The sequence below is a fragment of the Streptoverticillium olivoreticuli subsp. olivoreticuli genome, from assembly GCF_003391135.1.
Lineage (GTDB): Bacteria > Actinomycetota > Actinomycetes > Streptomycetales > Streptomycetaceae > Streptomyces > Streptomyces blastmyceticus.
In genome coordinates, this window is the sequence record NZ_CP031455.1 from 341,063 (window position 1) to 356,471 (window position 15,409).

The window sequence follows — 15,409 nt, forward strand, 5'->3', positions numbered from 1 at the left end:
GAACATGGTGGTTATGTGACAGTTTGCCACCCCGAAGGCGCTCAGCCCGCCGTGCGAGGAATGCGTTTGTCCCAGGTCCGGTGGAAGACGGTCACGTCGCCTTCGCAGCAGGTCACCTCGTTCGCGGTGACGAAGTCCTCGGCATCGGCGGTGATCTCCGAGCGGGTCCGGATCGTCACGTCCCAGCCGAGATCTGGCCGGTGCAGGCGGATCATCCAGTCCGAGCGGGTGCGGGCGGAGAGCGGGTCGCGCTCGTGGACGGTGTAGGTCTCCAGCGCGTCCTCGGTGAACTCCAGGCCGTCGGGGTAGACGCGGGTGCCGCCGTAGTGCGGATCGACCTCCAGATGCCAGGTTCCGGCGGCGACGTCACGCACGATACGGCGCTCCGGGCGCTGCTGCTCCGGCTCGGGCAGGACGACGTTCAGCGGGGCGGACTGTTCAGGCTCGGCGAAGGCGATCGCGTCGGTCGTCGGTGTGCGGACCGGGAGTTCCAGGGTGCTGCCGTCGGGATGCAGGGTGAAGCCCGCGCTGCCGGGCTGGGGCCAGATCCACGGCCAGTACGCGGAGGAGACGGCCAGGCGGATGCGGTGGCCGGGCGGGAAGGCGTGGCCGATGGCGTTGAGCTCGAACTCCACGTCTTCCACCGCGCCTTCGGGCCAGGGTTCGACGCGGTCGCGGCCGTGGCGGGCGGAGAGGTTGAGCGCGCCGCGCGTGACGAGGGTGGAGGAGCCGTCCGGTGCGACGTCGCAGAGGCGGGCGACGACCTGGCCGCGGGGGGCGTGGGAGCGCAGGCGCAGCCGTACGCGGGGGCGGCCGAGGATCTCGACCGGCCCGTCCTTGGGGACGGGGAAGTCGAAGCAGGCCGACTTGGCGTCCTCGTCGCGCTGGTCCGGCGGCAGGTCGGCGTCGTTGCCGAAGGGGAAGAAGCGGCCCGCGTCCAGGCCGGTGTGCATCGGGGAGTTCACCTCGGCAGGGGCGCCGGGCAGGGGGTACGAGGTGGGTGTGACGTGTGGTGAGGGCCAGACGAGGTCGCCCACCCAGCGGCCGGGCAGTTCGGGGTAGGTGGTGGCCGGTGGGTGGGACTCGCTGATCCACGAGCGGAGTTTGGGCTCGGCCATGATGCCGGTGTCCTCGCCCTTGAGGTGCTGGTCCCACCAGCGCAGGGTCTCCTGGAGGAAGCCGATGGCCGGGCCGGGCGGCAGCCCGCGGTCAGGGTACTGGTGCGACCAGGGGCCGATCAGGCCGGCTGCCGGGCCGGGCAGGTGCTCGACCAGGCGCAGCACCGTGTCCCGGTAGGGGTCGTGCCAGCCGCCGACCGCGAGGACCGCCGCCTGGACGGCGGAGTAGTCCTCGCAGACGCTGCCGTGGCGCCAGTAGGCGTCGCGGGTCTGGTGGGCGAGCCAGGTGTGGATCGGGGGCTGGAGCGTTTCGAGGCGCTTCAGCCACAGGGGGCGCCATTCCTCGCCGAGGTGTGCCGGGTCCGGCGGGCGGCAGGTGAAGGCGAGCATGGTGGCTGCCCAGGCGTGCATGTCGACCCCGAGGACCGAGCCGCCCATGTAGTGCACGTCGTTGTCGTAACGGTCGTCGGTGGAGCAGACGGTGACGATCGCCTTCAGCGGCTCGGGGGCCAGGGCGGCGATCTGCAGGGCGTTGAAGCCGCCCCAGGAGATGCCGAACATGCCGACCTTGCCGGTGCACCAGGGCTGTGCGGCGAGCCAGTTGACGACCGCGACGCCGTCGGCGAGCTCGGTCGCGTCGTACTCGTCGCCGGGCGCGCCCTCGCTGTTGCCGTGGCCGCGGATGTCGACCCGTACGGAGGCGTAGCCGTGGCCCGCGTACCAGGGGTGGCGCTGGGCGTCGCGCGGGGCGGTCCACTCGCCGAGGCGGTAGGGAAGGTACTCCAGCAGCGCGGGGACGGGCTCTTCGGTCACCGGGCGCCAGATGCGCGCGTACAGGCGGGTGCCGTCCGGGAGCGGGATACGGACGTCCTCGCAGGTGGTCTCGTACGGGAACGCGGTGCGGATCTTCACGGGCGGGTCCTTCAGTGAACGGGGTGCATGGTGCGCTTGAGCCACGGGGCGGCGGCCAGTACGGCCAGGCCGCCGACGATGGCGATGCCTGCGTTGAGGCCGAAGTACAAGGGGGTGGGGATCTCGCCGTAGAGCTTGACCGCCTGGGCCTGGATGCCGTTGGCGAGGGCCATCGACAGGAACCACACGGCCATGGTCTGGCTGCCGAAGGCCGCCGGGGCGAGCTTGGTGCTGGCGGACAGGCCGGTGGTCTGGAGCAGGACGTCGCCGAGGCCGAGCAGCAGGTAGGACAGGACGACCCACCAGGCGGCCATCTTCCAGTCGCCGCCGCTCCGCCCGAAGGTCGGCACCACCATCACGAGGAAGGAGAGGCCGCCCAGCAGCACACCCAGGGCGATCTTGTTGGAGGCGTGCGGCTGGCGGCGCCCCAGGCGTACCCAGACCGCGGCCACGACCGGTGCCAGTGCCACCTCGAACGCACCGAGCGCGGAGGCGAACCAGGTGGAGGGGAAGTCGAAGCCCAGGATCGAGGTCTCGGCGTTGTCCGTCGCGAGCAGCATCATCGTCGAGTACGCCTGGAAGAGAATCATGTTGAAGACGACCGAGGCGCCGAACAGCACGAGGTAGGGGCGCAGCCTCCCCCGCTCCTGCGTGGTCACCCGCGGGCTCTTGAACATCACCGTGAAGTAGAGGACCGGTGCCGCTGCGGCGACCAGGGTGAGGGCGTTGACCGCGTGCCCGAGCGTCAACACGCCCGCAACGCCCAGGAGTACGCCCAGGGCCGCGGCCGTCAGCAGCCCGTAGGCGATCAGCCGCCGGGCCCTGCGCATCGCCTGCGGCGGGAGCATGCCGACGGGCGCACCGCCCCGGCCGGGCAGGTTGCGGCGGCCCATGACGTACTGGACCAGGCCCAGGGTCATGCCGACCGCGGCCGCCGAGAAGCCCCAGTGCCAGCCCTTGTTCTGGCCGAGCCAGCCGGCGATCAGCGGGCCGAGGAAGGCGCCGATGTTGATGGCCATGTAGTAGATGGCGAAGCCGGCGTCGCGGCGCTGGTCGTCGCCGCGGTAGAGCTGGCCGACCATGGTGGAGACGTTGGGCTTGAGCAGTCCCGTGCCCGCGCTGATCAGCCCGAGCCCGGCCCAGGTGGCGGCACCGGTCGGCACGCCCATCGCGTAGTGCCCGCAGGCGATGAGGATGCCGCCCCACAGCACAGCGCGGTAGGTGCCGAGCATGCGGTCCGCGAGCCAGCCGCCGGCGACGGAGACGAGATACACGAGGGTCCCGTACGCGGCCGCGACCGAAGCGGCCGCGCCGGGTGCCATTCCGAGGCCCCCCGCGGCCACGGTGTCGGCGAAGTACAGCACCAGGATCGCCTGCATGCCGAGGAAGGAGAACCGCTCCCACACCTCGAGCCCGGACAGCGCTCCCAGCCCCCTGGGCTGGCCGAAGAAGGAGCGGTCCTCACCTGGTGGCGCGTCGCTGCGGACGGTGTCTGTGACAACGGCGGGCATGGGGGGACTCCTCATTGATCATGAGAATTAATCGCTAATGTACCGTCCACCTGATTCGACGCTGTCCTGGGAATTTCCGGAAGGGGCCAAGGACCCTGGCCGCGACTCCCCTGCCGGGGTAAACGGACCCGAGTTCACAAAGTGACAGCGGTCACAGGGAGACGCCGCGGCTGCGCAGGAAATGGACCGGGTCGGTCACGTTGCCGTAATTCGGGCTGGTGCGGATCTCGAAATGGAGATGCGGTCCGCTGGTGTTTCCGGTGTTGCCCGACAGGGCTATCCGCTGGCCGGCCCGGACGGTGTCGCCCACCCTCACATCCACTCTGAGAAGGTGTGCGTACTGCGAGTAGGTTCCGGACGCATGCTTGATCACGATGGCGTTGCCGTATGCCGCTCCGTCCCCGGCACCGCGGGATCCGGCCTTGACCACGGTGCCGCCGCCCGCGGCCGACACAGGCGTTCCAACGGGTGCGGGAAAGTCCACACCGGTGTGCCCGCGTGCCCACCGCCCGCCCGCGTTGCCGAAGGCGGCGCTCATGGCCCGGCCGCTTATCGGGTGTGCCCAGGATTTGCCACCACCGCTCCCGTTGTTTCCACTCCCCCGGCCACCGGAGGCAGGGGGTCGGCCATTGCCGGGCCGACTGCCGCTGCCCGGTGGTTTGCCGCTGCTCGGCGAGGAGCTCGGCTTTCCCTTCTGTCGCGTTTCCTCGGGTGTCTCCTGACCCGTTTCCTCTTCACACCCCTCAGTGCCGGGAGGGGAGCAGTCCGGGGTGGTGGCGGGTAACCCGGCGCCCGTCTGTCGTGGTTCCGGGCCCCCGTCCGACAGTGAGGTGACCAGCAGGGCCAGCGCGACCGTGGACGACGCGAAAGCCGTCCCGGTGGTATGCCGGCTGAACCCCCGTATGATCACCTTCGGTTTCTCCTAGCGTCCGCTGTGGCCTTTGAGTTGAGCCTAGAAGCCGGACAGTCCTGCCGAGAGAGGCAGGAGTTGACCGCGCGGCGACCGAGGGATGCGCCCCGGTCTACGGGCGGCTGGCCGGTTACGAGGAGTGCCGGTCCTTGTGTTTGCGCTGGAGGGAGCGCAGGTGCTTGCGGTAGGCGTCGAACTCCCTGCGTGCGACGGGTGCCAGCAGGTAGAGCCCGATGATGTTGAAGAGAGCGAGCGCGAACAGCAGGGCGTCGGCGAACTCGAGCACCGCGCCCAGCGTCAGCAGCGAGCCGGCGATGGTGCAGCAGGCCGCCAGCAACCGGTACACCAGCACGCTCGCGCGGCCCCGCCCGAAGAAGTAGGTCCAGCCCCGCTCCCCGTAGTGGGCCCACGTGATGATCGTCGAGTAGGCGAAGAGGATCACGGCCATGGCCAGTACGAAGGGGAACCAGGGCAGCACGGTGGCGAAGGCGTCGGAAGTGATCGTCACCCCCGTGGGCGCGTGCGGCCCGCCCTCGATCGCCTCGCGTGCCTCGACGTAGCTCGACGGATTGGCGATGACGATGGTCACCGCGGTGACGGTGCAGACGACCACCGTGTCGATGCACGGACCCAGCATGGCCACGAACCCCTCGGTGGCGGGGTGGTTGGTCCGTACCGACGCATGAGCCATCGGCGAGCTGCCGATGCCCGCCTCGTTGGAGAAGACCGCCCGCTGGAACCCGACAACCATGACTCCGGTGACGCCGCCGATCACACCTTCCGGACTGATCGCGCCCATGACGATCGACGACAGCGCGGAGGGGACCGACCCGAGGTTGACGGCGATGACGGTGAGGCAGGCGCCCAGGTAGACGATGGTCATGGCGGGGACCAAGCGGCCGGCGAGTGCCCCGATCGACTTCATTCCGCCCAGCAGCGTCACGGCGATGAGGATGCTCGCCACGATGCCGAAGCTCAGCCGCGGGACCGGACCTGCCAGCCAGCTGCTCGTGCCTCCGGTGACGCTCTGCAGCTGTTCGAGCGTCTGGTTGATCTGGAACATGCTGCTGCCCAGGGTGGCGAAGAGCACGATGAGGACCGCGTAGACGCCGGCCAGGCCGCGTCCCAGCAACGGTAGTCCGCGCTCGGCGAGGCCGCGGCGCAGATACTGCATGGGGCCGCCGTGGACCGTGCCGTCCGCCAGCTCCTCGCGGTACTTCACGCCCAGGGTGCATTCGACGAACTTCACCACCATGCTGAGCATCCCGCCCACGACCATCCACACCGCGGCGCCCGGCCCGCCGATGGTGATGGCGATGGCGACGCCGGCGATGTTGCCGAGCCCGACGGTCGCCGAGACCGCCGCGCTCAGCGCCCGGAAGGGGGTGACCTCGCCGGGATCGCCGGCATTCACGGCCTGTCGGCGTTTGCTCGCCCGCACCAGTGCGACTGCGTGGCCGAACCAGCGGATCTGTACGGCGAAGAAGTAGCAGGAGAAGGCCGCGCCGGCCAGGACGACCCAGGCGACGATCCAGGGGAAGGACGTGTCGAGGAAAGTGACTTCGGTGAAGAAGACGCCGAAGATGACGTCGACGACCGGGGTGAAGAGGTCGTTGAGCGTCTCCTCGACGACACCCGCCGGTTCGCTGGCGGGAGGCGGGCCGTCGGAGGACGCCGCCCAGGTTCCGGCACCGTTCGGCTGCGCTTCCCGGGCGACGGGCAGGGAGCCGACGGGCATCATGAATACCTCCGTGGTGAGCCGGTCGGCGGTCTGGTGAACGACGGTTGTGGCGGCGAGCGGTGAACACACCCGTCGACACGTGACGTTGAGGGAATTCGTGACGGTCGGAAGCGAACCGATCATGACCACACTGCCGGTCGGCCGGCTGCTCTTTCCTCTCCGATGGTTGACGGATACGAGAGATCGTTGATTACTGCCGAGCCGGGGAGGAAGGGCCGGTCAGGACCGGGGGCCGGACGGAGCTGTTCGAGTTCCGAAGGAACATTTCACGTGTCATCGACGGACAGCTATGGATCAACTTACGGATGGCCGCACTGGATACGGCGGTCTGTAGCGTCCGAAAGGCAGTCAGTTGCGCTGCGGACCATACCAATTGCCCGCAGCCGAAGTCGATGGGAAATGGGGTCAGGGTATGAAGCTGAAGGTTGTCCTCGATCGGGTCGTCTGCCGGGACACCGAGGACATCGTGGGCGCGGACGAGTTCTACGTCTCCGGAGTCGTGGCGACGAACTTCGGCGCGCAGCCGGTTCTGACGAAGCCGATGGACATCAAGGAAGGCCAGGACCTCGCATTCGACGCGAAGCAGCGCGTCGTTTTCGAAGGAGAGCTCCCGGAGTCCGGCAACCTCGTCATCAACCTGAACGCCTGGGACAGCGACTTCGGGAAGGACTGGGAGGAGAAGGGGTACCACAAGGCGGTCAAGTCCATCGGCGACAAGCTTGCCGAGCGCGCGCCCGAGGCCCTCGACGCCATCCGCACCGCCGGCAAGGCCCCGACGGCCGACAGCACGGCCCCTGTTGGCGCCGACAAGGCACCGGCTGTTGGCACCGAAAAGGCCTCGGCCGCTACGGGCAAGGCCCCGGTCGTCGGCGAGAAGGCGGCTCCGGCCACCACCGCGAAGACTGCGGCTGCCGCCGTCAGCGGAAAGACACCGGCCGATGACGCGGACGCTCGCATGGCCATGGACATCGCCAAGGTGGTCGTGGACATCGTGGACAAGGTTCTGACGTCCGTCGTCAAGGGGGCCGACCCGGATGATCTCCTCGGCACCCTCTCGATCGACATCCCGGTGACCGAGATCGGGCGCGAGCCCCGCGTCATGCCCAAGGTGTGGGGATTCAAGCAGGGCGGCGGCGCCGGTATTTCCACCTGGGACTACGACGTGCACTACTCCATCCATGTCGAGCCGTAAGCAGCTCTCCGCTCATATTTCTCGCAGGCCACGCGGTACCGCGACATCGAAGTGAATCAGATAAGGGGTCAGGGTATGAAGCTGAAGGTTGTCCTCGATCGGGTCGTCTGCCGCGACACCGAGGACATCGTGGGCGCGGACGAGTTCTACGTCTCCGGAGCCGTGGCAACAGATCTTGGCGCTCGGGCGATCCTGACGAAGCCGATGGACATCAAGGAAGGCCAGGACCTGGCGTTCGACGCGGCGCAGCGGGTCATTTTCGAGGGAGAGCTCCCGGAGTCCGGCAACCTCGTCATCGATCTGACGGCCTGGGACAGCGATTTCGGGAAGGACTGGAACGAGAAGGGGTACCGCCAAGCGGTAAAGGCGATCGCCGATGCCCTTGCCCAGCACGCGGCCACCGCCCTCGTGCCCACTCTGGCGGGTGCCGCCGCCGTCGGTCTGACGGGGCCTCTCGGTCTCATCGTGGTCCCCATCGTCGCCAAGGTGGGCGTCCCCATCGCCCGCGAGGCCGCCAAGGTCGTCGTGGGACTCGTCGACAAGGGTCTGAACAGCATCATCGAAGCGTCAGACCCGGACGACCTCCTCGGCAGCCTCTCGATCGACATCCCGGTGACCGACCTCGGACGCACGGCCGGCATCACGCGCCGGGTGTGGGGGTTCAAGCAGGGCGGTGTCGGCATCTCCACGTGGGATTACGACGTCCATTACTCGATCCACATCGAGCCGTGAACATGTCCCGGCAAGCCCTGCGTCAGTGCCGCCCAGCTCGGTAAGGCACCTCGCTACCGTCCAGGCCGTATTCCCCTCACGGCCTGGACGGACTTTTTCTTTTGGCGACGCCGCCTCCGGCCCACAGCACGTCGGCATGCCGTGACCGAGAGTGTTCCGAGTTCGGGGAACCCTACCGACCGTCGCACCGCGCACTTTCCTCACGATAATCCGAAAGCAGTCCTCATTTTCGAGAGCCCGGATCGGGAATTTCACGCAGATCTCCCCTTGAACCGCCGCCACGGACGGAGGGTGGCCGACGGAACAGGCCTGCTTTCGGCGGCCTATTGACCCGTCGCGAGGAGGGGTGTTCTCATGAAGCGCCCCGTGCTCCGACCCGCACCGGCCAGGAGGCCGGAAAGGTTCCACGACGGCCTCGCCGAGGCGTTTCACGTGAATTCCTTCCGCAACGCTTCCCGGGACGGTCGTTTCCGTAGTTCTACGGCGAGTTTCGGCGGCCACTGAAGAAGACCCGGGCCGCATCGCCATGCCTCCCGCATGAGCGTGCAGACCATTCCAGATGATCAACGATTCCTTGTGCACCGAGCAGTTCACGAGGCACACAGCACGAGAGCAACCGGGACGGGAGTCCAGATGTCAGACCACCTGCAGCCGCCAGGCATCCCACCGCACCAAGCCGGTGGCAGCCGGCCCGGCACGGACGCACTGGTCGTCCTGGACAAGGTCAACAAGCACTTCGGCGCCCTGCACGTGCTCCAGGACATCGATCTGACGATCGCGCGCGGCGAGGTCGTGGTCGTCATCGGTCCGTCGGGGTCCGGGAAGTCGACACTCTGCCGGACGATCAACCGGCTGGAGACCACCGACTCCGGCTCGATCACCATCGACGGCCGGCCACTGCCCCAGGAGGGCAAGGAGCTGGCGCGGCTGCGCGCCGACGTCGGCATGGTCTTCCAGTCCTTCAACCTCTTCGCCCACAAGACGGTGCTGGAGAATGTGACGCTGGGTCAGGTCAAGGTCCGCAAGAAGGGCCGCGAGGAGGCCGAGTCCACCGCGCGGACGTTGCTCGACCGGGTCGGGGTGGGCGCCCAGGCCGACAAGTACCCCGCGCAGCTCTCCGGTGGTCAGCAGCAGCGGGTGGCGATAGCCCGGGCGCTGGCCATGGAGCCCAAGCTGATGCTCTTCGACGAGCCGACGTCGGCGCTCGACCCGGAGATGATCAATGAGGTGCTGGAGGTCATGCAGCAGCTCGCCCGGGACGGCATGACGATGGTCGTCGTCACCCACGAGATGGGCTTCGCCCGCTCGGCCGCCAACCGCGTCGTCTTCATGGCGGACGGCCGCATCGTCGAGGAAGCACAACCGGAGCAGTTTTTCAGCGACCCGCGGAGCGACCGGGCGAAGGACTTCCTGTCGAAGATCCTCCACCACTGAGCCGACAAACCGTTCGCCGGCAGCTCCCCTCCGCATCGACCTCCGTGTCGCCGCACAGAGACAAAGGAAATCCCATGAAGTTTCGCAACACCGCCATCGCGGCTGCTCTGACGCTGACACTGGCCGTGACCGCGACCGCCTGCGGCAAGTCGGGCAACCCCGGTGACCAGTCCGACAAGGCCGGCGACGGCACCTCCTCGCCCGAGCTGCCGAAGTACCCGGTGAACACGTCCGTCGACGTCAAGGGATCGTCCGTCCTCGAGAAGATCAAGGGCAAGAAGATCACCATCGGCACCAAGGCCGACCAGCCCGGCCTCGGCTTCGAGAACCCCGGCACCAAGAAGCGCTCCGGCTTCGACGTGGAGATCGCCAAAATGATCGCGGCCGACCTCGGCTTCGACGAGGACCACATCACGTTCAAGACGGTGCCCTCGGAGGCCCGCGAGACCCAGATCGCCAGCGGCGGCGTCGACCTGTATGTCGGCACGTACACGATCAACGACGAGCGCAAGAAGCAGGTCGGCTTCGGCGGCCCGTACTACGTCGCCGGCCAGGACCTGCTGGTGAAGGCCGACAGCAGCATCAAGGGCCCGGACGACCTCAAGGGCAAGAAGGTCTGCTCGGTCACAGGCTCCACGCCGCTCCAGCGGATCAAGGAGCCCAAGTACGGCGTCGCCGAGGCCAAGGCGCAGCAGGGCTACCAGCTGTGCGTGCAGGATCTGGTCAACGGCACGGTGGACGCCGTCACCACGGACGACTCGATCCTCAAGGGCTACGCGGCGGAGAACAAGGGCGCGTTGAAGGTCGTGGGCAGCACCTTCTCCGAGGAGCCGTACGGCGTGGGTCTGAAGAAGGACGACAAGGTACTGCGGGAAGCGGTCAACAACGCCCTTGAGGCTCACATGAAGAACGGTGACTGGAAGAAGGCGTACGACGCCACCCTGGGCCTGTCGGGTGCCGCCGCCCCGACTCCGCCCGCGGTCGACCGGTACTGACGTACGGACGGTTCCGCCCCTTCAGAACCGTGGGAATCCCCGTGCCCCGTGCCCGGCGGCCGTTGATGCCCACCACGCGTTTCCCGGAGACTTGATGTGAACGTCTTGTCGGACAACTTCGCGATGTTCCGCGAAGGCTTCATCGGCACCGTCGAACTGACGGCGCTCAGTGCACTGCTCGCCCTGGTGCTGGGTACCCTCGTCGCAGGATTCCGTGTCTCTCCGGTGCCCGCACTGCGTGTGTTCGGCACGGCGTGGGTGACGCTCCTGCGCAACACCCCGCTGGTGCTGCTCTTCCTCGCGGTCACCCTGGGGCTGCCGGCGCTCGGCCTCAAAGGCTGGGACTCCTTCTGGCTCGCCGTGCTGGCCCTGGGCTGTTACACCTCGGCATTCATCTGTGAGGCCGTCAGGTCCGGCATCAACGCCGTTCCGGTGGGCCAGGCGGAGGCCGCGCGTTCGATCGGGATGACGTTCCGTCAGACGCTGACGCAGATCGTGCTCCCCCAGGCTTCCCGGACCGCGATCCCGCCCGTCGGCAGCCTGCTGATCGCGCTCGCCAAGAACACCGCGATCGCCTCGGGCTTCAACGTCGTCGAGCTCGGTTCGGTGCAGAAGACCCTCAACGCCGCCGCGGGCTACGACATTTACGTGATCTTCCTGTGGATCGCGCTCTGTTACATCATCATCACATTCACCATCAGCGGCCTCTTCCGGCTGCTGGAGAACCGGCTGGCGGTGGCCCGATGAGCGGCAACGTCCTGTACGACGTCCCCGGGCCCAGGGCACGGGCACGCAATCGCCTCTACGGCGTCATCGCCACTGCCGCGCTCCTGGGGCTCGTCGCCTTCACCGTCTACCGGCTGAACGACACCGGGCAGTTCCAGGGCGGCCTTTGGAGTGTCTACGAGTACGCCGACACCCAGCAGCGGATCGTCGACGGCCTGCTGACCACCCTCAAGACGTTCGCCGTCGCCGCGGTCCTCTCGCTCGTGCTGGGAGCCGTACTGGCCACTGCCCGGCTGTCCGACCACGCTCCGGTGCGCTGGGCCGCCACCACTGTGGTGGAGTTCTTCCGGGCGATGCCGCTGCTCATCATGATCTTCCTGCTGTACGCGGCCGTCTTCACGTCCGCACCGATGTGGGCGCTCGTCATCGGGCTGACGCTCTACAACGGCTCGGTGCAGGCGGAGATCTTCCGGTCCGGTATCAACGCCATACCCAAGGGGCAGAGCGAGGCGGCCTACGCGATCGGCCTGCGCAAGACCCAGGTGATGACGACCGTGCTCGTGCCGCAGGGCGTCCGTACGATGCTGCCGTCGATCATCAGCCAGCTCGTGGTGACCCTCAAGGACACCTCGCTCGGCTTCATCATCCTCTACGAGGAGCTGCTGTTCGTCGGCAAGGCATTCGCCCAGCAGACCCCGCCCGTGAACGGCGTCTACGCCTTCATCCCGATGGTGATCGTCTTCGGTTCGATCTACATCCTGCTGTGCATGGCCCTGTCCTCCGTCGCCACCTGGGCCCAAAGGCGCGTATAGGCCCTCGCCGATGCGGGTGGCTCAGCTGCCGCGGAAGGTGACTGCGACGGTCAGCCCGCCGTCCGCCGCGGGGCATGCGGTGACGGTTGCGCCGTGCGCGTCCGCGATGGACTTGACGATGGACAGGCCCAGGCCATGGCCACAGGTGCCGACGCGGTCCTGGCCGAGGCGGCGGAAGGGTTCGAAGAGTTGGGCCACCTGGTCCGGGGCGACGGGACGTCCGGTGTTGGCGACCGTCAGCGTACGGCCGGTGAGCCGGACCGACACGCTCCCACCGCTCCGGTTGTACTGCACGGCGTTGCGCACCAGGTTCGTCACCAGATGACGCAGCAGCACCGGATCCCCCGTAACCGACAGCGGGTCGTCGGCCGTCAGGGTCAGGGACACATCCTCCTCGTCCGCCAGGATCCGCATTTCCCCGACGGCCTGTCGCGCCTCCTCCGTGAGGTCGGTCTCCTCGGTCTCCGCCAGGCCACGGTCGCTGCGGGCGAGCAGCAGCAGCGAGGCGATCAGCTTCTCCGCGTCGCGGTTGGTGGCCAGCAGGTCCTCGCGTACATCGGCCAGTCCGTCGGGGAGCGGATCGGCCAGTCCCACTTCCAGGCTCGCGCGCTGCGCGGCGAGCGGAGTGCGCAGCTCGTGCGAGGCGTTGGCGACGAAGCGGCGCTGGCTTTCGAAGGACTTCTCCAGCCGGTCGAGCATGGTGTCGAAGGTGCCGGCGAGCTTGTGGAGCTCGTCGTCGGGGCCGGTGAGGGCGAGGCGCTCGTGCAGGTTCTGCTCGCTGATCCTGCGGGCGGTGTCCGTCACGGCGGCGACGGGCCGCAGTGCCCGCCCGGCGAGCCACCAGCCCATGACGCCCGCGAGCAGGGCGATGAGGACCAGGCCGATCCCGGACCAGAGCAGCATCTGGTGCAGGGCCGTTTCCTGCACCGCGCTCACGGTCTGGTCGACCAGTCTGATGGCGATGCCGTCGTCCAGGTCGTTGCCGAAGGGAGGTCGTGGTGCCCCGGGAGCCGTCGGACTCGCCGGGGCGGGTGTCCCGCCGTCCGTGCCGAGCCCCGGCAGCGATGTCACCTCCGTCCCTTGGACCTGCTGCGCCGTCCCGTAGCCGGCCAGCGCGATGACGAACGCGAGCAGTATCACCCCGGCCAGCAGGAAGAGCCCGGCGAAAGCGGCGGCGAGCCGGGTACGGAAAGGCAGCGCGCGCAGGAAGGCGGCCGGGTGCGGGACGCGTATCCGGCCAGGGTGCTTCAGCCGCACAAGCGGTACCCCTCGCCGGTGTCCGCCGAGATCGCGTCCGGGTTTCCGAGCTTTCCGCGCAGTCGGCTGACGGTGGCGCGGACCGCGCTGGTGCGTGGGTCCAGGTTCTCGTCCCAGATGGTGCGCACCAGTTGCTTGTGGGGAACCGTGTCGCCGCGTGCCTCCATCAGCATCTGGAGCACGGCGAACTCCTTCGGGGTGAGCTCGACCTTTTCGCCCTCGACGTGGACTTCGCATCGGGCGCGGTCCAGGACGATGCCTTCGTGCCGCAGGATGACGGGCGGCGATTTGGGGGCTCGTCGGGCCAAGGCCCGTACCCTGGCGACCAGTTCGGCGAAGTCGAAGGGTTTGGCGAGGTAGTCGTCGGCGCCGAGCCGTTCCAGTCCGTAGACCTTGTCCTCGGTCTCCCCGGCTGCCGTCAGCATGAGGATGCGTGGCGGGTCCTCCAGCTCGCGCAGCCGCCTGCACACCTCGTCGCCCGTCATCACGGGCAGGTCCCGGTCGAGGATCAGCACGTCGTAGTCGGTGCGCAAGCACATACGCTCGGCCTCGTCACCCGATGCGGCGAGGTCGACCGCTATCGATTGCCTGCGCAGGCCCGTGGCGACGGTTCGCGCGAGTACGTGGTGATCTTCGGCTACCAAAATCCTCATATACGCCATGGAAGCAGACACCGGGTTGCGGCCGGATAAGTGCCTTTCCCCACCGTGGAGCCCGCCGGCCGCGGGGTGGGCTGCCCGACCTTCGTGTCCTTATGCCGCCGTAACGGGCCTTATCTCACTGCAAAGACCGGCCTGCTTCGCTCTGGGCATGAACTTCGTCAAGCGCGCGGCTTTGAGCCTGGTGGCCAGGAGGGGGAAGACAGCCCTTCTGCTGGGGATCTTCCTGGTGATCTGCACACTGCTGCTCGGTGGTTTCCTGCTGCAGGGTGCGACTGCCCGGCAGGAGGCCCAGGCGCAGCGGCGTATAGGTGTGGACATGACCATCCGCGGCAGCGGGCTGACCACGGACGCGGTCGCCAAGGTGGCCTCCTCGCCACTGGTGGAGCGGTACAACCCGATGTTGCGCGGGGTGACGAGGCCGCCGGGCCTGGTTCCTGTCACGTCGGATGCGCCGAAGCCGGGCGGGGCGGAGGGCGGGGCCGGCCAGGACGGGCTGGGCTTGAGCGGTATCCGCGAATCCGGGATGCTGCTGGACTTCGCCACCGGCCGTGCCAAGGTCGTCTCGGGCCGGGGCATCACCGTGGAGGACGCGGACCGCAAGGTCGTCCTGCTTGAGCGGCGCCTGGCCGAGAAGAACAAACTGAAGGTCGGCGATACGGTCTCGCTGGCCTCTCCCGGCGGCGAGCGCAAGGCGTCCTTCGAGGTCGTCGGCCTCTACGAGGACCCCCACCCGGTCCCGTCCCAGTGGGTGGCCCCCAGCGAAATCACCGCGAACCAGGTGTATGCCCCGCTCACCGCGGTCTCCTCCCTGGGTTTCGGCACGAAGCCGCAGGAGGCCGTCTTCAAGATCAGTTCGCCGGAGAAGGCACGACAGCTGCACGCGGAGGCATCCCGCCTGCTGGGCGGCGGAGACCTGCGATTCGACGTCAACGACAAGGCCTACCGGGACCAGGTGCGCCCGCTCCAGCGCGTCGGCGCTTTCGCGAGCGTCCTCGTGTGGCTGATATCCCTGGCCGGCGCGGTGATCCTTGGCTTGATCGTCATGCTGACGATCAAGGAACGGCGCGACGAATTGGGGATGCTGCTCTCGCTCGGCGAGAAGAAGTGGAAGCTCATCGCCCAGCACACCGTCGAAGTGGCGGCCGTCGCCGTGCCCGCACTGGCGATGGCGGCACTGTCCGGCCAGTACTTCGCCCAGCAGGCGGGGGAAGCGCTCCTGCCCCGGGAGCGGCACGTCACCGACTCCGTCGACGCCCCCGGGCCCCCGGAGGTCCGGATGGAACCCGCTGATCTCGGCAGGGTCGCCGGGATCGGACTCGGCATCTCGTTGGTGTCCACGGTCGTCCCCGGCATCGGCATTCTCCGCCTGCACCCCCGCTCGATCCTCACCGACAGCGAATAGCAAGA

The 15,409-nt window shown here is 68.1% G+C and carries 13 protein-coding genes; 7 read left to right on the top strand and 6 right to left on the bottom strand.

Annotated elements, in window-relative coordinates; genetic code table 11:
- Positions 1 to 41: 41 nt before the first annotated feature.
- The 4 genes from DXZ73_RS01450 to DXZ73_RS01465 all read right to left on the bottom strand — a co-directional run bounded on the left by DXZ73_RS01450 (position 42) and on the right by DXZ73_RS01465 (position 6,192).
- Entirely contained in the window at positions 42 to 2,030 is a 1,989-nt protein-coding gene (locus tag DXZ73_RS01450; protein ID WP_116209244.1) for a CocE/NonD family hydrolase, read from the bottom strand.
- Positions 2,031 to 2,041: 11 nt separating this feature from the next.
- Complete coding sequence (locus DXZ73_RS01455) at positions 2,042 to 3,541, bottom strand: peptide MFS transporter (protein ID WP_116209245.1); 1,500 nt, start codon at positions 3,539 to 3,541, stop codon at positions 2,042 to 2,044.
- 151 nt (positions 3,542 to 3,692) lie between these two features.
- Entirely contained in the window at positions 3,693 to 4,367 is a 675-nt protein-coding gene (locus tag DXZ73_RS40435; protein ID WP_425315898.1) for a M23 family metallopeptidase, read from the bottom strand.
- A 214-nt stretch (positions 4,368 to 4,581) separates the two neighbouring features.
- A complete protein-coding gene (locus tag DXZ73_RS01465; RefSeq protein WP_205519076.1) occupies positions 4,582 to 6,192 on the bottom strand; it encodes an alanine/glycine:cation symporter family protein in 1,611 nt (536 codons plus the stop codon).
- A gap of 412 nt (positions 6,193 to 6,604) precedes the next feature.
- Between DXZ73_RS01465 and DXZ73_RS01470 the strand changes: the two genes are divergently transcribed.
- The 6 genes from DXZ73_RS01470 to DXZ73_RS01495 all read left to right on the top strand — a co-directional run bounded on the left by DXZ73_RS01470 (position 6,605) and on the right by DXZ73_RS01495 (position 12,083).
- Positions 6,605 to 7,384, top strand: coding sequence for a hypothetical protein (locus tag DXZ73_RS01470; protein WP_116209247.1), 780 nt, complete (start codon positions 6,605 to 6,607; stop codon positions 7,382 to 7,384).
- A 75-nt stretch (positions 7,385 to 7,459) separates the two neighbouring features.
- Positions 7,460 to 8,116 (top strand): hypothetical protein, encoded by a 657-nt coding sequence (locus DXZ73_RS01475; RefSeq protein ID WP_116209248.1) that lies wholly within the window; start codon positions 7,460 to 7,462, stop codon positions 8,114 to 8,116.
- Between the two features lie 633 nt (positions 8,117 to 8,749).
- Complete coding sequence (locus tag DXZ73_RS01480) at positions 8,750 to 9,550, top strand: amino acid ABC transporter ATP-binding protein (protein ID WP_275898560.1); 801 nt, start codon at positions 8,750 to 8,752, stop codon at positions 9,548 to 9,550.
- 74 nt (positions 9,551 to 9,624) lie between these two features.
- Complete coding sequence (locus DXZ73_RS01485) at positions 9,625 to 10,545, top strand: glutamate ABC transporter substrate-binding protein (RefSeq protein WP_116209249.1); 921 nt, start codon at positions 9,625 to 9,627, stop codon at positions 10,543 to 10,545.
- 96 nt (positions 10,546 to 10,641) lie between these two features.
- Positions 10,642 to 11,292 (top strand): amino acid ABC transporter permease, encoded by a 651-nt coding sequence (locus DXZ73_RS01490; protein WP_116209250.1) that lies wholly within the window; start codon positions 10,642 to 10,644, stop codon positions 11,290 to 11,292.
- Positions 11,289 to 12,083, top strand: coding sequence for an amino acid ABC transporter permease (locus DXZ73_RS01495; RefSeq protein WP_116209251.1), 795 nt, complete (start codon positions 11,289 to 11,291; stop codon positions 12,081 to 12,083). The genes DXZ73_RS01490 and DXZ73_RS01495 overlap by 4 nt, the downstream gene beginning before the upstream one ends.
- 21 nt (positions 12,084 to 12,104) lie before the next feature.
- On the opposite strand, the gene DXZ73_RS01500 is transcribed toward DXZ73_RS01495, so the two are convergent.
- Both DXZ73_RS01500 and DXZ73_RS01505 read right to left on the bottom strand, forming a co-directional pair.
- Positions 12,105 to 13,340 carry a sensor histidine kinase gene (locus DXZ73_RS01500; RefSeq protein ID WP_240351064.1) on the bottom strand — a complete coding sequence of 412 codons (1,236 nt, stop codon included), beginning with the start codon at positions 13,338 to 13,340 and terminating at the stop codon, positions 12,105 to 12,107.
- Positions 13,331 to 13,993 (bottom strand): response regulator transcription factor, encoded by a 663-nt coding sequence (locus DXZ73_RS01505; RefSeq protein ID WP_116209252.1) that lies wholly within the window; start codon positions 13,991 to 13,993, stop codon positions 13,331 to 13,333. The genes DXZ73_RS01500 and DXZ73_RS01505 overlap by 10 nt, the downstream gene beginning before the upstream one ends.
- A gap of 157 nt (positions 13,994 to 14,150) precedes the next feature.
- Between DXZ73_RS01505 and DXZ73_RS01510 the strand changes: the two genes are divergently transcribed.
- A complete protein-coding gene (locus tag DXZ73_RS01510) occupies positions 14,151 to 15,404 on the top strand; it encodes an ABC transporter permease (RefSeq protein ID WP_116209253.1) in 1,254 nt (417 codons plus the stop codon).
- Positions 15,405 to 15,409 lie beyond the last annotated feature (5 nt).

What these genes read in the sequence shown, in the direction of transcription:
- DXZ73_RS01455 (WP_116209245.1), bottom strand. Translation starts at nt 3,541, where the DNA reads ATGCCCGCCGTTGTCACAGACACCGTCCGCAGCGACGCGCCACCAGGT.
- DXZ73_RS01465 (WP_205519076.1), bottom strand. Translation starts at nt 6,192, where the DNA reads ATGATGCCCGTCGGCTCCCTGCCCGTCGCCCGGGAAGCGCAGCCGAAC.
- DXZ73_RS01470 (WP_116209247.1), top strand. Translation starts at nt 6,605, where the DNA reads ATGAAGCTGAAGGTTGTCCTCGATCGGGTCGTCTGCCGGGACACCGAG.
- DXZ73_RS01475 (WP_116209248.1), top strand. Translation starts at nt 7,460, where the DNA reads ATGAAGCTGAAGGTTGTCCTCGATCGGGTCGTCTGCCGCGACACCGAG.
- DXZ73_RS01480 (WP_275898560.1), top strand. Translation starts at nt 8,750, where the DNA reads ATGTCAGACCACCTGCAGCCGCCAGGCATCCCACCGCACCAAGCCGGT.
- DXZ73_RS01485 (WP_116209249.1), top strand. Translation starts at nt 9,625, where the DNA reads ATGAAGTTTCGCAACACCGCCATCGCGGCTGCTCTGACGCTGACACTG.
- DXZ73_RS01495 (WP_116209251.1), top strand. Translation starts at nt 11,289, where the DNA reads ATGAGCGGCAACGTCCTGTACGACGTCCCCGGGCCCAGGGCACGGGCA.
- DXZ73_RS01505 (WP_116209252.1), bottom strand. Translation starts at nt 13,993, where the DNA reads ATGAGGATTTTGGTAGCCGAAGATCACCACGTACTCGCGCGAACCGTC.
- DXZ73_RS01510 (WP_116209253.1), top strand. Translation starts at nt 14,151, where the DNA reads ATGAACTTCGTCAAGCGCGCGGCTTTGAGCCTGGTGGCCAGGAGGGGG.